The sequence below is a fragment of the Chromohalobacter sp. 11-W genome, assembly GCF_029889905.1.
Lineage (GTDB): Bacteria > Pseudomonadota > Gammaproteobacteria > Pseudomonadales > Halomonadaceae > Chromohalobacter.
In genome coordinates this window covers 67,806-84,363 of sequence record NZ_JARANZ010000004.1, presented here as the reverse complement: position 1 = coordinate 84,363, position 16,558 = coordinate 67,806, and the positions used below count along the sequence as shown (strand labels likewise).

16 protein-coding genes and 1 pseudogene are annotated in these 16,558 nt (G+C 61.5%); 13 read left to right on the top strand and 4 right to left on the bottom strand.

The genetic code is table 11. From position 1 onward, the window contains the following. Positions 1-145: 145 nt before the first annotated feature. Positions 146-463 carry a hypothetical protein gene (locus OP494_RS07075; RefSeq protein WP_052445088.1) on the top strand — a complete coding sequence of 106 codons (318 nt, stop codon included), beginning with the start codon at positions 146-148 and terminating at the stop codon, positions 461-463. On the opposite strand, the gene OP494_RS07070 is transcribed toward OP494_RS07075, so the two are convergent. Then, entirely contained in the window at positions 417-1,328 is a 912-nt protein-coding gene (locus OP494_RS07070) for an oxygenase MpaB family protein (protein WP_280540073.1), read from the bottom strand. The genes OP494_RS07075 and OP494_RS07070 overlap by 47 nt on opposite strands. 194 nt (positions 1,329-1,522) lie before the next feature. Between OP494_RS07070 and OP494_RS07065 the strand changes: the two genes are divergently transcribed. Further along, a complete protein-coding gene (locus tag OP494_RS07065) occupies positions 1,523-2,254 on the top strand; it encodes a ParA family protein (protein WP_280540072.1) in 732 nt (243 codons plus the stop codon). Positions 2,255-2,327: 73 nt separating this feature from the next. Continuing rightward, a complete protein-coding gene (gene cobO / locus OP494_RS07060; RefSeq protein WP_280540071.1) occupies positions 2,328-2,927 on the top strand; it encodes a cob(I)yrinic acid a,c-diamide adenosyltransferase in 600 nt (199 codons plus the stop codon). Between the two features lie 23 nt (positions 2,928-2,950). Here the strand turns inward: cobO and OP494_RS07055 are convergent, their stop codons facing one another. Further along, entirely contained in the window at positions 2,951-3,829 is an 879-nt protein-coding gene (locus tag OP494_RS07055; RefSeq protein ID WP_280540070.1) for a cobalamin-binding protein, read from the bottom strand. A 105-nt stretch (positions 3,830-3,934) separates the two neighbouring features. Between OP494_RS07055 and OP494_RS07050 the strand changes: the two genes are divergently transcribed. After that, positions 3,935-4,708 carry an SIMPL domain-containing protein gene (locus tag OP494_RS07050; protein WP_280540069.1) on the top strand — a complete coding sequence of 258 codons (774 nt, stop codon included), beginning with the start codon at positions 3,935-3,937 and terminating at the stop codon, positions 4,706-4,708. Positions 4,709-4,810: 102 nt separating this feature from the next. Here the strand turns inward: OP494_RS07050 and OP494_RS07045 are convergent, their stop codons facing one another. Beyond that, the gene (locus OP494_RS07045) at positions 4,811-6,271 is read right to left on the bottom strand and encodes a sodium-dependent transporter (protein WP_280540068.1); all 1,461 of its coding nucleotides are present in this window, start codon (positions 6,269-6,271) and stop codon (positions 4,811-4,813) included. Positions 6,272-6,475: 204 nt separating this feature from the next. On the opposite strand from OP494_RS07045, the gene OP494_RS07040 reads away from it, so the two are divergent. The 3 genes from OP494_RS07040 (at position 6,476) to OP494_RS07030 (ending at position 9,951) form a co-directional block, all read left to right on the top strand. Continuing rightward, positions 6,476-7,132 (top strand): TrkA family potassium uptake protein, encoded by a 657-nt coding sequence (locus tag OP494_RS07040; protein ID WP_280540067.1) that lies wholly within the window; start codon positions 6,476-6,478, stop codon positions 7,130-7,132. A 55-nt stretch (positions 7,133-7,187) separates the two neighbouring features. Beyond that, positions 7,188-8,549, top strand: coding sequence for a TrkH family potassium uptake protein (locus tag OP494_RS07035; RefSeq protein ID WP_280540066.1), 1,362 nt, complete (start codon positions 7,188-7,190; stop codon positions 8,547-8,549). Between the two features lie 109 nt (positions 8,550-8,658). Continuing rightward, the gene (locus tag OP494_RS07030) at positions 8,659-9,951 is read left to right on the top strand and encodes an arsenic transporter (RefSeq protein ID WP_280540065.1); all 1,293 of its coding nucleotides are present in this window, start codon (positions 8,659-8,661) and stop codon (positions 9,949-9,951) included. 16 nt (positions 9,952-9,967) lie between these two features. Here OP494_RS07030 and OP494_RS07025 read toward each other — a convergent pair whose 3' ends face one another. After that, positions 9,968-10,294: a metalloregulator ArsR/SmtB family transcription factor gene (locus OP494_RS07025; protein ID WP_280540064.1), complete on the bottom strand. Its 327-nt coding sequence runs from the start codon at positions 10,292-10,294 to the stop codon at positions 9,968-9,970. Positions 10,295-10,352: 58 nt separating this feature from the next. Here OP494_RS07025 and arsH point away from each other — a divergent pair, with 58 nt between their 5' ends. The 6 genes and pseudogenes from arsH to OP494_RS06995 all read left to right on the top strand — a co-directional run bounded on the left by arsH (position 10,353) and on the right by OP494_RS06995 (position 16,550). Next, positions 10,353-11,063, top strand: coding sequence for an arsenical resistance protein ArsH (gene arsH, locus OP494_RS07020; protein ID WP_280540063.1), 711 nt, complete (start codon positions 10,353-10,355; stop codon positions 11,061-11,063). A 67-nt stretch (positions 11,064-11,130) separates the two neighbouring features. Next, entirely contained in the window at positions 11,131-12,147 is a 1,017-nt protein-coding gene (locus tag OP494_RS07015) for an ArsJ-associated glyceraldehyde-3-phosphate dehydrogenase (protein ID WP_280540062.1), read from the top strand. 10 nt (positions 12,148-12,157) lie between these two features. Continuing rightward, positions 12,158-13,378, top strand: coding sequence for an organoarsenical effux MFS transporter ArsJ (gene arsJ / locus OP494_RS07010; protein ID WP_280540061.1), 1,221 nt, complete (start codon positions 12,158-12,160; stop codon positions 13,376-13,378). A gap of 358 nt (positions 13,379-13,736) precedes the next feature. After that, a pseudogene (locus OP494_RS07005) lies at positions 13,737-13,924 on the top strand (sodium-independent anion transporter); the annotation flags it as partial. A 207-nt stretch (positions 13,925-14,131) separates the two neighbouring features. After that, on the top strand, positions 14,132-15,298 hold the full coding sequence (gene cfa, locus OP494_RS07000) for a cyclopropane fatty acyl phospholipid synthase (RefSeq protein ID WP_280540060.1): 1,167 nt from the start codon (positions 14,132-14,134) through the stop codon (positions 15,296-15,298). Between the two features lie 28 nt (positions 15,299-15,326). After that, entirely contained in the window at positions 15,327-16,550 is a 1,224-nt protein-coding gene (locus OP494_RS06995) for an MFS transporter (protein WP_280540059.1), read from the top strand. The last annotated feature ends 8 nt before the right edge of the window (positions 16,551-16,558 follow it).

Sequence of the window (16,558 nt, the reverse complement as noted above, 5' to 3'; positions counted from 1 at the left end):
CATGATAGCAACCGCGTCTTGGCGACCCAAGCAAAGCGCACCTTGTCTGGCGATATGTTAGAACGCGACATTGCGCCGCCCCGTATCCGAGCCCTGCTTTGTTATAATCTCGGAACGCATTCAATCGACGAAGAAAGAGCCCGCCGTGAAAGACGCCTCATCCTCGCGCGACACGACGCCGCGACGTGCCAACAAGCTGGGCTGCCTGGGCCTGATCGTCGGCGCTATCGCCTTCATCGTGGCGGTGTACGCCATCATCATCTATTTCATCAGCCAAGGCGCGACCCCGGAAGACGAAGCCGGCGAGGACCGCGGCATCGCGCAATGCTGGCAGTCGATGGCAGCGCCGGAGATGACCGATCGCCAACGGCACACCACCGAGGAACGCTGTCAGGAAATGACCGAGCAGTTCGAGCTCAAGTACGGTCATGCTCCGTCGGTGACTCAGCCGCCATCGTCGTAGCCCCAGCGACGCGTCGCCGTGCACGGCTCGAGGCGCCATTACGCACCGACCAACGCATGATCGGCACCAGCCGATGCACACCCGCCCGCACGGTATGGCGCTGCCAGCGCGGCATGTCGCGGTGAGCCATCTCGGCTGCCCAGGTAGGTAGCAAGTCGACCCCAGCTCGCATCGTCAACGCCACTAGTGGGCGCGCCAACGGGTGGGGGGCCGGCGCCCCGATCAGCAGCCGAAACACCTCTTCCGTACGGTCATCGAAACGAAGCTGCGGACGCATCGCCTCGAGATAGGCATCGGTCTCACCGCGTGTGCGCGGCACATCACGCGCGCCCAACGCCTCGGCGATACGTGCCACTTCAGCGTAGTAACGGTCCTGATCGGCCGCACTCAAGTCAGGGTTGCGATAACGCAGATGCGCGGCGAGAAAGCGACTGACCTCGGCCACATGCACCCAGGTCAGCAAATCCGGATCGTTGGCAGCATAGGGCCGACCGTCGGGGGCGACCCCGATGACATCGTCGTGGATGCGCCGTACCCGGTCGATGAGACGCTCGGCATCCGCCGTGGAGGCGAACGTGGTTGCGGCGATGAACTGGCTGGTGCGCCGTAGCCGACCGAGCATGTCGTCGCGAAAGTTGGAGTGATCCCATACACCGGCCAGCGCCAGCGGATGCAGCATCTGCAACATCAACGAGCTGATGCCGCCGCAAAGCATCGAGGTGAAATCGCTATGTACCCGCCAGCAAACGCTCTGCGGCCCGAACAGGCCGGGGTCGCCCGACGGGTATTCATAGTCGATATTGCCCAGCGCCATGCCGGTCACGCCCATGATCTGGTTTTCGATACGCCGTCTCAGTATTTCCACCGTCGCCTCCCAAGCGCCACGACTATCCTCCCCTTGATGCCTGACGATCATCACATAATGAAGGGCTATCCATGATACCGCGTTATGTCCTGACGAATCGCTGGCACAATCTTCACTGAAGCGTTTGGCTGACACATGAATGTCACAACTGGCTGTCACCGTGCCCGACGCGCCACTTGCCGGGAGACGTCTCGATGAAAATGCTAGCCATTTACAGTATCAAGGGTGGCGTGGGCAAGACTGCCTCCGCCGTCAACCTCGCCGCCCTGGCGAGCCAAGCCGGCTATCGCGTACTGCTCTGGGATCTCGATCCACAAGCGGCTACCACCTTCTATCTACGCGTCAAGCCCAAGGTGCGCGGCGGCGTGGACAAGCTCGTCAAGGGCAAGGCTTCATTCGACAAGGTCATTCGTACCAGCGAGATCCCCGATCTCGACCTGCTGCCGGCGTCTTTCGGCTCGCGGGAGATGGACCACCTGCTCGAAGGCCGCAAGCTCAGCCGGCTGCGCAAGATACTCAAACCGGTACACGACGATTACGACCTGGTGATACTCGACTGCCCACCGAGCATTTCCACGCTCTCCGAGCATGTTTTCTCGAGCGTCGATGCCCTGTTGGTACCCACCGTGCCGACGACGCTCTCGCTGCGCACCCTGGAGCAACTACGCGAGCATCTCGACGAGGCCGATCACGCCTGCCCGGTGTGGCCTTTCTTTACGCTCGCCGATCGCCGCAAGAAACTCCATCTCGAGGTCATGGCCACCCTCAAACAGGATTGGCCACTGATGCTGACCACGACCATTCCCAACGCCAGTGCGGTCGAGCGCATGGGACTTGAGCGCGCGCCGGTCACGCAGTTCGCGCGCTCATCCCCTGCGGCGCGTGCCTATCGTAGCCTGTGGCGAGAACTCGAACAGCGTCTGTAAATCATGCATGTCTACAACGTTGTGGTGCAGGTCCGCGTCGCGTTACGTTGCTTCTTTTACCCGAGAATACGTCATGACCGACCGTCAGTCCCGCCATCGCAACGCCATGCGCAACCTCAAGTCGCATGTCGACGAGAAAGTCGCCGCCGCCACCGAGCAACGCGGCTTGCTGCTCGTCTTCACCGGCAACGGTAAAGGCAAGACCACCGCCGCCTGGGGCACCGTTACCCGCGCCCTCGGCTATGGCTACCGAGCCGGCGTGGTGCAGTTCATCAAGGGCATGTGGGAATGCGGCGAGCGCGAACGCCTCGCAGACGATGCCAACTTGAGCGTGCATATCATGGCCACCGGCTTCACTTGGGAGACCCAGAATCGCGAGTCGGACACCCAAGCCTGCCAGGCCGTGTGGGCGGATGCGGCGCGTCTGCTGAGCGACCCCGAGGTCTATCTCGTGGTGCTCGACGAGATCACCTACATGCTCAAGTTCGGCTATCTCGACATCGCCACGGTCCGCGAGGCGCTCGCTAACCGGCCCGTCGAGCAGACGGTGATCGTCACCGGGCGCAATGCCCATCGTGAACTGCTCGACATGGCCGATACCGTCACCGAGATGCAGGAAGTGCGGCATGCCTTCAATGACGGGGTCCAGGCACGCCGCGGCATCGACTACTGAGGGACTCGCGATTGCGTCACCCCTCAGGAGGATTGGGATGCCCGCTCCAGCGCCTGGCAGATTTGCTCGACGCCTTCGACGAGGCGTGGACCGGGGCGGCTGATGGGATCGGGGTCGAGGGTGTAAAGGTGGCCATCGTGAACCGCCGGCAACCAGTCTTGGCCTTGCCAAGCACGCTGCCAGTCATCGCTACGCGCGGCCGAGAGAATCACTTCGGGACGCGCCTCGATCAGCGCCTCGCGCCCGATCTCGGGTACCAGCACCGAGCGCTCGGCGAACAACGGTTTCCCCCCGCAATGGCGGATCGCCTGGGTGATGATATGCCCATCGCCCAGCGTGGTCAGCGGATTATGCCCCAATTGATAGAATACGCGCGGCGTCTCCTGGAGCGTTTGCCGCGAAGCGGCGAGGCGCGATTCAAACGCGCGGGCCGAACGTTCTCCTGCCTTCGCGTGACCGGTGAGCCGCCCCAGATCACGCAGGTCCTCCGCCACGTCGTCGAGATGACGTGGCTCGCTCTCGTAGACCGGCACCCCGAGCGCGTCGAGACGCTCGACCACGCTGCGCGGCGTGCCGCTGCGCCAGGTCACGACGAGGTCCGGCTCGCGGGCCATGATGGCCTCCAACGCGATGCCTCGATAACTGCCCACACGGGACACTTCCTTGGCCGCCTCGGGGTAATCGCTGCCCTGCAGCACCCCCACCAGCCGTTCGCCGGCCTCTACCGCATAGAGCATTTCCACGATATGCGGCGCCAGCGCCACGACACGCTCGGCGGAGGCTTCGAGCGTCACCGTGTTGCCGGCATCGTCGGTCACCTCGAGCGCCGCCAGTGCCGTGCCTGACGATAACAGCGCGGTCATCGTCAGCAGGTATGCAAGAAACGAGCAAATACGGCGCAACCTCACGACTCCCATAGCCACTTTCGGGCACGCAGGATAGCATGCTCGCATGAGTCGCTCGCCTCTGGCGGTGGCTCAGTTTCTCAATACCCACAGGAGGTTTGCATGATGCGCAAGGATATTCGCCTTCCTTTCATGGCGACGGCGCTGCTCGGCGCGTTGCTGGTGGCCGTGCCCCAAGCCCAGGCCAAGCCCGGCCCCAAGACGTCGCATGAACTTCACGTACAGGCACAGTCGAGTCTCGACGTGGCGCCGGACATGGCGCGCCTCAACGCACGCTTGTGGGAGCGCACCCCCGCCGTGGCTCGAAGCGCGGAAGGCAGTGACGCCCAGGCCCTCGGCGATGCGCGCGAGCAACTGGAATCACGTACTGGCGATTTGATTCGCGCCCTGGAAGATGCCGGCGTGGAAAGCCGCGACATTCAAGCCGGCTCGCTCAATGTCCGTCCCGAAATCATCTCGCGCTCACAGCACAACGACGACGCGGAAGATCAGGTGCGGACCCAGGTCGAGCGTCCCGTCAGTGTCACGATCCGCGATCTCGAACGCTTGCCGGGCATTCTCGATGCCCTGACCGCCGCCGGCGTGGATGCACTGGATGGCGTCGAATACGACCTGAAGGACCGCGACGCGGCTACCGATAAGGCGCTTTCGAAAGCCCTCGAGCGCGCCACACACAAGGCGCAGCTGATGGCCGACACGCTCGAGGTCAAGCTCGGCGATGTGATCAATGTCCAGGAAACGCAGTCCCCCACCTACACGCCGCGTACCATGATGATGCGCGCCGAGTCCGCCGACGCTAAATCAGCACCGGAATACCGCGCCGGGGAAATCGCCATCGACGCCGGTGTCAACGTCACCTGGGAAATCGCTGACTGACGCCTCACGCTTGTAATCCAAGCGCTGCCCACAACGACGATGCCCGGCCAACAAGGCCGGGCATCGTCATCGTACGGCAACAATCTAACGATTGAGCAGCGATCAGCCGGTGAACTGGCGCTTCACGCGCGGGCTCAGCATCTCACCGAGCAAGGTGATCACCACCAGCACCAAGAGGAACCACGGCCATTGGCTGCCGATGTCGATGCTCATCACGCCCAGCGCGTCGATGAAGATCAGCACGATCCCCAGCGGACTGACATAGCGCACCATCAACAGCCACAAGGCATGCTGACGTTTGGAAAGACGCAGCTCGTCGCGGAAGATCTCATCGCGGAGCAAAAAGCCCGCCATCAGGCAGAGGCCCAGACCGCCTAGCGGCATCATCCAGCGCGAGGTCAGGTAGTCGAGCCAATCGAAGAAGTTCTTGCCGGCGAAGGTCCAATCGGCTCCCAGATTGAACGACAGCATGGCCAAGGTGCTCAACAACCAGAGCACGATACCGCTGCTCCAGGCCGCCGCCTTGCGACTCATGCCCTTGCGTTCGGTCAACCAGGCCACGGTGGCTTCGATCATCGACACCGCCGAGGTCAGCGCCGCCACGCTGAGCATCACGAAGAAGATGACCTGCAGTACGCTTCCCATCGGCATTTGCTGGAATGCCAGAGGCAGACTCATGAAGATCAATCCCGGGCCGCTAGCCGGGTCCATACCGTTGGCGAAAATCGCCGGAAAGATCGCCAGGCCTGCCATCAACGCAATCAGCGTGTCGCAGATCGCCACGGTGAACGTCGTTCGCGCGATAGACTTGTTATCGGGCAGGTAGGCGCCATAGGCCATGATCGCCCCGGCCGACAGCGACAGCGTGAAGAACGCATGCCCCATCGCCGCCAGCAGGCCCGCACTCGACAGCTTGCCGACCTCGAAGGAAAACAGGAACGTCACCGCTTCGCCGAAGCCGCCCGAGAACATGGCGTAGACGATCATCACCAGCAGCAACAGCACCATGCCAGGCATCATCCAGCGCATGTTGCGTTCGATGCCCTCTTGCACCCCTTTGCCGACGATGCACATGGTCACCACCGTGACCAGGGTGCTCCATGCGCCCAGGCTCAGCGGATTGGCATTATTGGCCCCGAAGATGGCCGCCATGTCGTCGACACTACCGCCTTGCAAGCCACCACTGAGCGCCTTCCACAGATAGGCCAGCGACCACCCGGCGACGACCACATAGAACGATAGGATCATAAAACCGGCGAGCATCGACATCCAGCCGAAGCCGGACCAGATCTTGCCGCGTCCGGATTCCTGCGCCACGCGCTTGACCGCATCGATGGGACTGCCGCGACCGCGACGCCCGAAGGCGATCTCGGTCATCATCGCGGGGATACCGATACACAGAATGCATGCCAGATACACGAGCACGAAGGCGCCGCCGCCGTACTCCCCGGTCATGTAGGGGAACTTCCAGATATTGCCCAGGCCCACCGCCGAGCCCGTCGCCGCCAGCACGAAGCCCCAGCGGCCGATCCAAAGATTTTTCGGTTGCTGTCTTGACGTCATGGTTCACCTGAAGGGTTATTGTTGTGGTTCATGCAGCGCGGCGCGAGCACTTGCCACCGCGAGATTCTACCGTTTTCCGTTGGCATTTCGCGAACCGCGCGCCATACCATTATTGCGTGCGCTGGAGCCCGGCCCCGGCATATGCGAAGCTGCCACGAAATGTCGCCCGCGCGTGGCGGCAAGGGCGACAGCCAAGGAGGTCGCATGTCTCGTCAATTCGCCGTTCTCGGGCTCGGCTATTTCGGCAGCACGGTCGCGCGCGAACTCAAGCGCCACGACAACCAGGTACTCGGCGTCGACCGCGACGAGTCGCGCGTCGATGCGCTGTCCGAGCATCTCGATCACGCCGTGATCGCCGATGTCACCGACGAAAAATCCCTCGCCGAGCTTTCCCTCGAGAATTACGACGCCGTGATCATCGATGTCGACGGCAACCTCGAGGCCAGCGTGATCTGTACAGTGCACGCCAAGGAGCTTGGGGCACGCGAGATCTGGGCCAAGGCGCATTCCGACGCCCATCACAAACTGCTCGATCGCCTCGGCGCGGACCATATCGTCTACCCCGAATACGATAGCGGCATCCGCGTCGCCGAAAGCCTCAATTATCATGCCATGGTCGATTTCATTCGTCTCGGCGAACGCGAATTCATCGTCGAAATCGAAACCACCGAACATCTCACCGAGCAGTGCGAGACTGTCGCCAACCTGGGGATCGATGAACGCGCGCTACAGCTAGTGGCTATCAAGCGAGGCGACGAAGTGATCCGCGCTCCGGGCAACGACACCCCCCTCGTCTGCGGCGATCACCTCGTGTTGATGGGCGATCTCGCCGCCCTACGCGAGCTCGGCAACAAACTATGATGGACGCACCGCCACACCGCGCCTGGGCATTCGACACCCAAGGAGAGTGCTGAGCATGCGTCGCTGGAAGCGTCTGACGCGTCCGTTCCGGCATGCGCCGCACGGGCGCGTTCTGCGACTCTCACCGCCGGAATCCTTACTGCTGGGTTTTACCCTATTGTGTCTGCTGGGCAGCGGTTTGTTGATGCTACCCGAGGCCGCGACGCAACCGCTTGCCTGGCATCAGGCGCTGTTCACGGCGACCTCAGCGGTCACCGTCACCGGCTTGGCGGTCATGGATACCAGCAACTTCACGGTCCTGGGTCAGATCATCCTATTGGTGCTGATCCAGATCGGAGGGCTCGGTTTCATGACCTTCGGCGCACTGACGCTGCTCTTGCTCGGCGCGCGCCTCCCTTTGCAGCAGCAAACGCTGGTGCGCGAGGCACTCGGCGAAACCTCGTTCGGCGCGCTCTCGCAACTGGTACGCATGGTGGTCACTTTTGCCCTGGTGGTCGAGGCGCTGGGCACCGCATTGCTGGCACTGCATTGGGTACCCGAACTGGGTTGGTCACGTGGGCTCTGGGCGAGCCTGTTTCATGCCGTGTCCGCGTTCAACAACGCCGGCTTCTCACTGTGGCCCGATAGCTTGACGCGTGACGCCGGCAACCCGCTGGTGACGCTTGTCGTAAGCGCGCTGTTCATCGTCGGCGGGCTAGGGTTCGTGGTTATCAGCGATGTACGTGAAAAGCGCCGCTGGGGCCGCTTTTCGATGCAGACCAAAGTGGTGCTTTGCGCCACGCTGGCCGTCAATCTCGTCGCCATGTTGGCGCTGGGATGCCTCGAGTGGCACAACCCCGCCACGCTGGGTGGGTTGGAAACTCTCGGCGACAAGCTTCAGGCCGCCTGGTTCCAGGCCGTGACGCCGCGCACGGCAGGCTTCAACAGTGTGGACACCGCCGCCATGACCGATGCCTCGTCGCTGCTCACCATGTTACTGATGTTCATCGGCGGCGGCGCGAGCTCCACCGCCAGCGGGATCAAGCTCACCACCTTCATCGTACTGATCTTGGTGGCCCGCGCCTTCCTACGCGGCACGCAACCCGCGGCCTACGGGCGCTCCATCTCTCAGCAGACCGTGATGAAGGCCATCGCCGTGGCACTCGCCGGGGTCGCGCTGGTGTTCGTGACGCTGCTGGTGCTGACCATCACCGATAGCCGCCAGGCGTTTCTCGATCTGGCCTTCGAGAGCGTCTCGGCGTTCGGCACCGTGGGGCTGTCGCGCGGTATCACCGAGGAGCTCTCGAGCCCCGGCCAATGGATGCTGATTCTGACCATGCTGCTGGGGCGTGTTGGGCCGTTGTCGTTGGGCTACTTCCTCGCCACGCGGCGCACCGGCGGTATGCGCTATGCCGAGGGCCATATTCAGATCGGCTGATGGGGTGGCTTACGGGGTGGCTGACGCCGACAGCCTAGTGGCTTGCAACATTTCGATAATTATTTAAATATAGAATCATTGCGACCCACTCATCGGCCTCGGACTGCGCATGCCACTCGCCCTGCCCATCTTCATCGTCACGCTCGTCCTGGTCATATGGCAGCCACGCGGCCTAGGCATTGGCTGGAGCGCAAGCGCCGGCGCCCTGGTCGCCCTGCTCACCGGCGTCATCCACCTCGAGGATATTCCCGCCGTCTGGGATATCGTCTGGAACGCGACCTTTACCTTCATCGCCATCATCATCACCAGCCTGCTGCTCGACGAGGCCGGCTTCTTCGAGTGGGCGGCACTGCACATCGGGCGTTGGGGCAACGGCCGAGGCGCTCGCCTATTCGCCCTGGTGGTCCTGCTCGGCGCCCTGGTGGCAGCGGTCTTCGCCAATGACGGCGCCGCGCTGATTCTCACCCCCATCGTCTTCGAGATGCTCCTCGCCCTGGGGTTCAGTGCCGGTGCCACCCTGGCCTTCGTCATGGCGGCCGGATTCATCGCCGATACCGCCAGTCTGCCGCTGGTCGTCTCCAACCTGGTCAACATCGTCTCGGCGGACTATTTCGAGATCGGCTTCGGCGAATACGCCAAGGTAATGGTGGTGGTCAACGTCGCCTCGGTCCTGGCATCGCTTGGCATGCTGTATCTGTTCTTCCGCCGCGCCATCCCCGACGCCTACGCCTTGGAGGATCTGCGCGCGCCCCACGAGGCGATCCGCGACCCGGCGGTGTTCAAGGCCGGCTGGTGGGTGCTGGGACTCTTGCTGATCGGCTTTTTCGTCGCCGAACCGCTTGGCGTACCGGTCTGCGTGATCGCCGCCATCGGCGCGCTGATCCTCTTCGTCATCGCCCAGCGCGGCCAGCATATCCGCACCCGCAAGGTGCTCCGTGAGGCGCCCTGGAATATCGTGGTGTTCTCGCTGGGCATGTACCTGGTGGTCTATGGGCTACGCAATGCCGGCCTCACCGACATGATTGCCGACGGACTGGAATGGCTAGGCGGGCATGGCCCATGGATCGCCACGCTGGGCACCGGCTTCATCGCCGCCGGGCTGTCCTCGGTGATGAACAACATGCCTACCGTGCTGGTCGTGGCACTGTCGATCGACGCCAGCGACGTGGCCGATTTGACTCAACGGGCAATGGTCTACGCCAATGTCATCGGCAGCGACCTGGGGCCCAAGATCACCCCCATCGGTAGCCTCGCCACCTTGCTGTGGCTACACGTACTGGCGCGCAAGGGCATGCAGATCAGTTGGGGCTACTATTTTCGGGTAGGCATCGTCCTCACCGTCCCGGTATTGACGATCACGCTATTGGCGCTGACCGCCTGGCTACGACTTCTCGAGGCATGAAGCGGCCGGCTCGGGATCAGCAGCGCCCCACATCATCCGGCAAGCGGCACTGTTCGGGTTGGTCGTCACAACAATGCGCGGTCAGGTAATCCACCAGGCCACGCATGTGCGAGAAATCGGCACGGTAATGCACATGGCGGCCATGCGATTCGCCATGCACCAGGCCGGCATGGGACAGCTCCTTGAGATGAAAGGAAAGCGTCGAGGGCGACACTTCCAGCGCCTCGGCGATATCGCCGGCAAAGGCGCCGTCGGGGCCGATACCGACCAGATAACGGAAAATCGCCAAGCGCGTGCGTTGCGCCAGCGCCGAGAGCGCCTTGAGCGCGTCATTGGTTTCCATAATTGCACAACAATTGAAGTGACGTTGATCACCCGACTATCCCATACAGGAGGCCCCCATGCACGATCTTCCCAATCTTGAGGACGCGTACTTCGCTACCCCTTCCGCCGAGCGCTTGTTCGATACGCCGCCCGGTACGCATGCGCCGCGCATTCTGATGCTTTACGGGTCATTGCGCGAACGCTCGTTCAGCCGCCTGGTCAGCGAGGAAGCCGCCCGTTTGCTGCGCGCCATGGGAGCCGACGTAAGGCTATTCGATCCGCGCGACCTGCCGCTTCCCGACAGCGAAGATGCCATGCATCCCAAGGTACAGGAGTTGCGCGATCTGGCGCAGTGGTCGGAAGGCATGGTGTGGTGCTCGCCGGAACGTCACGGCGCGATGAGCGCCATCATGAAGGCGCAGATCGATTGGATTCCGCTGTCACTTGGCGGCGTCCGTCCGACCCAGGGCAAGACGCTGGCGGTCATGCAGATCTGCGGCGGCTCGCAGTCCTTCAATACGGTCAACCAGCTGCGCGTTCTCGGGCGCTGGATGCGTATGCTCACCATCCCCAATCAATCCTCGGTGCCCAAGGCATTCCTGGAATTCGACGACGCAGACCGCATGCAGCCCTCGCCGCTTTATGACCGCATCGTCGATGTCATGGAGGAGTTGCTGAAGTTCACGCTACTAGTGAGGGACCGCAGTGACTACCTGACCGATCGCTATTCCGAACGTAAGGAAAGTACCGAGCAGGTCTCGCAGCGGGTCAATCAACGCGCCATGTAGCCGTTCATCAAACTGACACACAATGACATTACATTATTTTTACCATATATATTGAAAGGACGACCCCATGACACTCCGCATTGGCATCAACGGATTAGGCCGCATCGGCCGTCTGGCCTTGCGCGCCTTATGGGCAAAGCGTGATACGCAGGCAATCGAGATCGCCCGCCTCAACGATCCCGGCGGCGATGCCGAGACGTTCGCGCACTTGCTGGAATTCGATTCGGTTCATGGCCACTGGGCCCCGGGATTGGGCCTCGAGACACGCGAAGACGCGCTGCTCATCGACGGCGTGACCGTTCCCTTCAGCGCCAACCGAGGCTTCGCGGACAGCGATTGGTCGGGGTGCGATGTGGTGATCGACGCCTCGGGCATCGTCAAGAAGAGCACGCAACTGTCGCCGTACTTCGATCAGGGGGTGAAGCGCGTGGTCGTTACCGCACCACTCAAGGACGACGACGTGCTCAACGTGATCATGGGCGTCAACGATGGCGACTACGATCCTGGCACGCATCGCATCGTCACCGCCACAAGCTGCACCACTAACTGTCTTGCCCCTGCGGTCAAGGTTATCCACGAAACGTTCGGCATTCGACACGGCTCGATGACCACGGTGCACGACATAACCAATACCCAGACGATCCTCGATGCACCTCATAAGGATCTCCGCCGCGCTCGCGCCTGCGGCATGAGTCTGATTCCCACGACGACCGGCTCGGCCAAGGCGATCACCGAGATATTTCCCGAGCTCGTGGGCAAATTGAACGGGCATGCCGTACGCGTGCCGCTGGCCAACGCCTCGCTCACCGACATGGTCTTCGAAGTGGAACGCGCCACCAGCGTCGAGGAGGTCAACGCCGCCCTGGAAAACGCCGCCAATGGCGAACTGGTCGGCATTCTGGGCTTCGAGACCCGACCGCTGGTATCCATCGACTACCGCACCGATCCGCGTAGTTCGATCATCGACGCGCCCTCGACGATGGTGATCAACCATACGCAGGTGAAACTCTACGCCTGGTACGACAACGAGTGGGGCTACGCCAATCGTACCGCCGAGCTCACCCTGAAAGTCGGTAACGCCTAGGACAATGATGATGACGGCCATCGAACGCTTACGCGCCCTTCCCTTCGAGATCCGCCAGTACCTGCTGGTGACAGGCAACTACTGGGCGTTCACGCTGACCGACGGCGCACTGCGCATGCTGGTGGTGCTACATTTCCATCAGTTGGGTTACTCACCGCTAGAGATCGCCCTGCTGTTCCTGTTCTACGAAGCCTTCGGCGTGGTCACCAACTTCGTCGGCGGCTGGCTCGGCGCGCGCCTCGGCCTCAATCGCACCATGAATCTTGGTTTGGGACTGCAGTTGATCGCGCTAGGGATGCTGCTGGTGCCGGCGACGGCGTTGACCGTCCCTTGGGTGATGGCCGCCCAGGCGATATCCGGGATTGCCAAGGACCTCAACAAGATGAGCGCCAAGAGCGCCGTCAAGGTGCTGGTGCCTTCGAATAGCGCCAATACTCAAGGGGCGTTGTATCGCTGGGTAGCGATCCTCACCGGTTCCAAGAACGCTCTCAAGGGCGCCGGTTTTTTTCTTGGCGGCCTGCTGCTGACCCTGGTCGGCTTCCAGGGCGCAATACTCGCCATGTGGCTGATGCTCGTCGTCGTGCTGGGCCTGTCGCTATGGCGTTTACGCGCCGATCTTGGGCGCCAGAAAGCCAAGCCCAAGTTCCGCGAGGTATTTTCCATGTCACGTGCCGTCAACGTGCTCGCCGCGGCTCGGCTGTGCCTATTCGCGTCCCGCGACATCTGGTTCGTGGTGGCACTGCCGGTATTTCTCTATGACCAGCATGGCTGGAACTTCTGGAGCGTCGGCATTCTCATGGCCGTCTGGGTCATCGGCTATGGTGGCATTCAAACCCAGGCGCCGCGCATTACCCGGTTACTGCACGGCGATACGCGCACCATCACCGCCGGCTGGGCACTGGCGCTGGCCCTGCTACCGGCAGTGCTCGCCTTGACGCCTCTGGATGCCACCGCACTGTGGCCGGTGACGGGCTTACTGGCCTTCGGGGCGATCTTTGCCATCAATTCCAGTTGGCATAGCTATTTGATCGTGCGCTTCGCACGCGCCGAAGGCGTGTCGATGGACGTCGGTTTCTACTACATGGCCAACGCCATGGGGCGCCTCATCGGCACCGTATTATCCGGTTGGGTGTACCAGGAGTATGGTTTGGCAGCATGCCTAGGGGTCTCTGCCGCCCTGGTACTGGCCAGCGCTCTGCTCGCACTGGGCCTGCCGAGACAGGCCCAGTAACGCTTCATGGTCGCCTCCCGTGGATGACAAATGACGGGCGTGGTCTTACTCCCCCTAGCATTACGCTTTCTGGCGCGCTTTCCACACTGAAAGTGTCAACGCCAACCGCACTTCTACTTTCTTTCTGAAGCGCGGCATTTCCGACACTAGCAAACTGACTCAATCTGCGCTTTTTTGACGTGCGACGACGCATGCAAAACGGCTGCGTTTGCGAGACTGACAACAGACTCACTCTCCATGCGATGAGCCTCGCGGAGCCGCCTCCACGACCCCACACAAGGACTCCCTCATGCTTCGTTCATTCCGCCAAGCATGGCTATCCGACATTCGACCTGGCTTGCTCTTGGGCATCGTGGCCGCCACGCATCACCTGGCAACCGGAGTCTTCGTCAGTATGCTGCTCGCCGCGTTGTTTTTCGCTGGCAAAGTCGCCAGTGATTATACGGCGCCAGCGAGATGGAAGACGAACAGGCACGCGTCTATCGTGTAGTAGGGCAGATTTTCTTCACCTCGACAGAGCGTTTCGGGGATTACTTCGATTTCAAGGGCCGGTCGAAAAGCTGATGGGCCACTGAAAACATGACCGCAAGGCACCTGGGCAGCGAGTTATTGTTTCAGTATATCGAGGTCATTAGGTAGCATGCAAACGGTCATGATGACGTATAATGGGCAAAAAGTTCGATATCATCACGAAAAATTCAAAACAGACTCCCGGTATCAGCGCCGGGAGCATGAGCAAGAGGAAGATCAGCAGTGAACGCTCCACTCAAGGAAACCACCACTTCGACCCAGGCACTCGAGCAACACAAGAGCTATCGCTTCGTCGCCGACCTTCTTGCCCGCGCCGATATCCAGATCAACGGCTCGCGCCCTTGGGACATGCAAGTGCATTCGTCCGAGGTCTTCGACCGCGCGCTTGCCGAGGGCAATCTTGGGCTTGGCGAGGCATACATGGCCGGACTTTGGGACGCCGAGCGCCTCGACGAGTTCTTCACTCGCCTGCTCCGCGCCAAGATCAACAAAGCCGTGCAACCTTCCAAACTGGTGTTCCATGCTCTGCGCGCCAAGTTCACCAATCTGCAAAGCGTGAAACGTGCCTGGAAAGTCGGCGAAGCGCACTACGATCTGGGCAACGACTTTTACGCGACCATGCTCGACAAACGCATGACCTATACCTGCGGATACTGGCATGACGCCGAGACCCTGGATGCCGCTCAGGAGGCCAAGCTCGATCTAATTTGCCGCAAGCTGGATCTCAAGCCTGGCATGCGCATTCTGGATATCGGCTGTGGTTGGGGCAGCTTCATGGCCTACGCCGCCGAGCACTATGGGGTGGAATGCGTCGGGCTCACGATCTCACGCGAGCAGGCCGACTACGGGAAGTCCTTGATGAAGAAGGGACTTCCCGTGGAATTTCGGCTTCAAGACTATCGTGAGATCAACGAAGAGTTCGACGCCATCATCAGTATCGGCATGTTCGAGCATGTCGGCCGCAAGAATCATCGCGAGTACATGGAGGTCGCCCATCGTTGCCTCAAGGAAGGCGGCCTCTTCCTGCTGCACACCATCGGCAAGAACGTCCGCGAAAGTACGCCGGACCCATGGGTCGACAAGTACATCTTCCCCAACGGCGACCTTCCCTCCATCGGCCAGATCGGTGATGCCGCCGGTGGGCTTTTCGTGACCGAGGACCTGCACAACTTCGGCGCCGACTACGACAAGACACTGATGGCCTGGTGGGAGAATTTCGAAGCTCACTGGCCGCAATTCAAGGAACGCTACGGCAACGAGTTCTATCGCATGTGGCGTTATTACCTGCTGTCGTGCGCCGCCGCCTTCCGCGCGCGCGACATTCAGCTATGGCAGTGGGTCCTGGCCAAGCCCGGCGTCCCTGGCGGCTATTCACGCGTCACGAACTGAGCATTCAACTCACTGGAAAGGAAGCGTAGTGGGCTATAGACGTATCATCGTCCAGCATTACGGTATCCTGGCGATCGGCTTTCTAGCCGTCTTCTCCGGCAATCTCGGGCAGACCTTCCTGGTGGGTTTTTTCCAGCCAGCCATTTCCGAGAGCTTCTCTCTGACCAGTGGCCAGTTTGGTATTGCCTATTCGCTGGTCACCTTGATCTCGGGCTGCCTGATCTTCTTCATCGGACCCAAGTTGGATTGGTGGCCGGCCCGCCGCTTCGCCACGTTCGTCGTGTGTGGGATGGCGCTGGGAATCCTGCTACTGACGCTATCGCCCTGGGCCGCCCTGGCTCTGATAGGCTTCGGGCTCATCCGTTTTTGCGGCCAGGGAATGTTCGTGCACCTGGGCACCACCACGGCGGCGCGACGCATCGTGCAAGCACGCGGTAGCGCCCTGGCGCTGGTGACACTGGCCATTCCACTGGGCGAGGCCATTCTGCCCAGCGGCATCGCCAGCGCTCTGCACGTGTGGTCCTGGCGGGAAATCTGGTGGGGCGCCTTGGCGGTATTATTGCTCGTCTGGATACCGGCGTTGCTGCTTTACCCCAATTGGCCACCGCCCAGCCAGACACGGACAACCCAGAAACACGACGCCGAGCAGAAGAAGACCACCACGCCCACGCCACGACCGTTACGCGAAGCACGCTTCTGGCGCTTGAGTTTGATGATGCTGTCGATTGCCATCGTCAATACGGGGATCTTCGTCTTCCAGGCGGACATGATCGATGAATTCAACGCCACGCCCTCGACCTTCGCTATCGGCTTCGCCCTGGCAGCCGCAGGACGTGTCGTCGGCTCACTTGTCGCGGGGCGTCTGGTCGACCGCTTGGGGCCGGCGCTGATGGGCCGGCTTTATCTATTACCCTTGATCGCGGGGCTCGTCCTGGCGGTCATCCTGCAAAACGCCTGGGGAATATTGGCGTACATGCTGTTGTCGGGCATCGTGACCGGCATGCAAGAACCTACCGTCACCAGCTTGCTCATCCAGTTCTGGGGCAGCGAGCACCTCGGGCGTTTGCGCTCGATTCTCGTGGCGGGCATGGTGTTTGCCTCAGGACTCGCCCCCGCGACCTTCGGGCTACTACTCGATGCAGGTATAACGTTCACCACCATTCTCGTGCTGATGATTGCCATGGTGAGTATCGGGTTTCTACTTGCCTGGGGCCCCCTGACACGCAGCTTACACGCGCAACGCAACGACTGAAGGAGGCG